We start from the raw sequence: 2,992 nt of genomic DNA, 5'->3' as shown, positions 1-2,992 counted from the left end.
TGGCGCGCACCGCCGTGGGTGACCCCCAGGCAGTGCTCGCCGCGGCCGACCCGGAATCCCCGGGCGGCGTCGCGCGCGCCGAGTTCGCCGCCGCCGTACGGTCCGAGATCGAGCGCCGCAAGCGCCGGCTCGGTGTCCTGTCCTACGACGACCTGCTGAGCCGGCTCGCCGAGGCGCTCGAGAGCGACGACTCCCCGGCGCGTGCGCGGATGCGACAGCGGTGGCGGATCGTGCTCGTCGACGAGTTCCAGGACACCGACCCGGTGCAGTGGGCCGTGCTCGACCGAGCGTTCACCGGTCACGCCACGATGGTGCTGATCGGGGACCCGAAGCAGGCGATCTACGGCTTCCGCGGCGGCGACGTGGTCACCTACCTGACCGCAGCGAGGGCCGCCACCACGCAGGCCACGCTCGCCACCAACCGGCGCAGCGACGAGCCCCTGGTCCGGAGCCTGCTGGTGCCGCTGAGCGGCGCCGCGCTGGGCGACCCGGAGATCGTCGTACGCCCGGTCGAGGCGCACCACCGCGGCAGTCGCCTGAAGGGGGCGCCCTCGGACGCGCCGTTCCGGGTCCGACGGGTGCCGCGAGACGCCGGCTTCGCCCTCAACAAGGGTGGTCTGGTCAACGCCCGGGATGCGCGCGCGTTCATCGCCGACGACTGCGCGGCCGACATCGCCCGGCTGCTCGGCTCGGGTGCCACCTGGTGCGGCGTGCGGCTCGAAGCCGGGCAGGTCGCGGTGATCGTGTCCATCCGCGACCACGGTCTGCTCGTGCAGCGTGCCCTCCAGGCCCGCGGGATCCCGGCGGTGATGGCCGGCGGCGGCGACGTGTTCCTCACCCCCGCCGGCGACGAGTGGCTCACCCTGCTCGCCGCGATGGAGGCGCCGCACCGCTCCGGCCTGGTCCGCGCGGCCGCCCTGACGTCCTTCTTCGGCCGCACCGCCGAGGAGCTCGACGCCGAGGGCGAGGCTCTCACCGGCCGGGTGGCCGACACGCTCCGCGGCTGGGCGCTCCTGCTCCGCGGTCGGGGCGTCGCCGCGCTGGTCGAGGCCGCGGAGGAGCGCGGCCTCACCCCGCGCCTCCTCGGCCGGGTCGACGGCGAACGGCTGCTGACCGACCTGCGGCACCTCGGCCAGCTGCTGCACGAGATCTCGGTGCGTGACGACCTGGGACTGACCGCGCTGCTCGAGTGGTTCCGCGACGAGCGACGGCGGGTCGGCGCCAGCGAGCGGCCGCGCCGGCTGGACTCCGACGCCGCCGCGGTGCAGATCGTCACGGTCCACGGCAGCAAGGGACTGGAGTACCCCGTCACCTACCTGCCGTTCGCCTACCAGCTCTACCAGTTCCCGGTCGACGTCGCGCGGTTCCACGACGAGCAGGGCCGGCGCACGCTGGACGTGAGTGGCGGGGGAGCCGGCTGGGACGGCAACGTCCGCCGCCACCAGGAGGAAGAGCTCGGCGAGGAGCTCCGCGACCTGTACGTCGCCCTGACCCGCGCGCAGTCGCAGGTCGTCACCTGGTGGGCGCCCACGACCAACACCACCACCGGCGGCCTGCACCGGCTGCTCTTCGGGCGACAGCCCGGCGTCGCCGAGGTGCCCGCGTCGATGGCGGTGCGCGACGACGAGTACGCCGCCCGCGTGCTCGGCCTCATCGAGGAGCTCGGAGGGCCCGCCGCGGAGGTCGCGGAGATCGCGGACGGCACCGCCACCGTCACCCCGGAGGAGGCGGAGTCGCTGGAGGTCCGCATCTTCGACCGGGTGGTCGACACCGAGTGGCGGCGGACGTCGTACTCCGGGCTGATCCGCGCGGAGGAGGAGGCCGGGGTCGGCTCCGAGCCCGAGGTGGTCGGGCGTGAGGACGAGCCCGACAGCACGGCGCCGGATCTGCCGGACCTGGTCGACCTCATGGCGATCGAGGCCGTCGCGGCCCGCGGCCCGGCCTCGCCCATGGCCGACCTGCCAGCCGGCGCGACCTTCGGCTCGCTCGTGCACGCGGTCCTCGAGCACACCGACCCCGACGCGCCCGACCTGGAGGCCGAGCTGCGCCGGCACGTCGCCGAGCAGCTGCGCTGGTGGTACGTCCCGGCGGAGCCGGCCGCGATCGCCGAGGCCCTGGTGCCGGTCCTGCACTCCCCGCTCGGCCCCCTCGCGCCGGGGCTGACGCTCGCCGAGATCCCCCTGCGTGACCGGCTGCGGGAGCTGGACTTCGAGCTGCCGCTCGCCGGAGGTGACTCGCGAAGGGGCGCAGTCGGCGCCGCGAAGGGGCGCGGTGTGCGCTCCGAGGGGGCAGGCGAAGCGCGGCTTCGCGACGTCGCCGCGCTGCTCCGGCACCACCTGCCCGCCGCTGACCCGCTGCTGCCGTACGCCGACCGGCTGGAGCAGCCGGCGCTCGGGGACCAGGCGCTGCGGGGCTATCTGTCGGGCTCGGTCGACGTCGTGCTGCGGGTTCCGGGCGACGTCGAAGACCGCTACCTGGTGGTGGACTACAAGACCAACCGGCTCGGCGCGCAGGGCGTGCCGTCGACGGCGGACGACTACGGACCCGCCGAGCTCGGCGAGGCGATGCTGCACTCGCACTACCCGCTCCAGGCACTGCTCTACTCGGTCGTGGTGCATCGCTACCTACGGTGGCGGCTGGCCGGCTACGACCCGGAGCGGCACCTCGGCGGTGTGCTCTACCTCTACCTGCGCGGGATGTGCGGACCGGACACCCCGGTGACCGGCGGGCATCCCGCCGGAGTGTTCTCCTGGCGGCCGCCGGCGGCGCTCGTGCTCGAGCTGTCCGACCTGCTCGACGGCGAGGTGGTGTCCCGATGATCGAGCTCTGGGAGTCCGACGGCCCGGCCGACGCGCGACTCGCCCGCGGGGCCGGTGGGATGCTCGCGGCGTTCAACGAGGCCGGGGTGCTGACGGCGGCCGACGTCCACGTGGCCACCCGCACCGCCGAGCTGGCCGGGGAGCCCGACGAGTCGGTCCGGCTGGCGGTCGCG

At 75.0% G+C, this 2,992-nt stretch carries 1 protein-coding gene; it reads left to right on the top strand.

Annotated features, from left to right (window positions below):
* Positions 1 to 2,819, top strand: a 2,819-nt coding sequence (locus E7Z54_RS03755; RefSeq protein ID WP_136431668.1) for a UvrD-helicase domain-containing protein, incomplete at its 5' end; no start/stop codon positions are given.
* Positions 2,820 to 2,992: the final 173 nt, after the last annotated feature.

Origin of the sequence: Nocardioides sp. (assembly GCF_004803405.1) — a bacterium.
GTDB lineage: Bacteria > Actinomycetota > Actinomycetes > Propionibacteriales > Nocardioidaceae > Nocardioides > Nocardioides vastitatis.
This window is presented reverse-complemented; position numbering and strand designations above follow the sequence as displayed.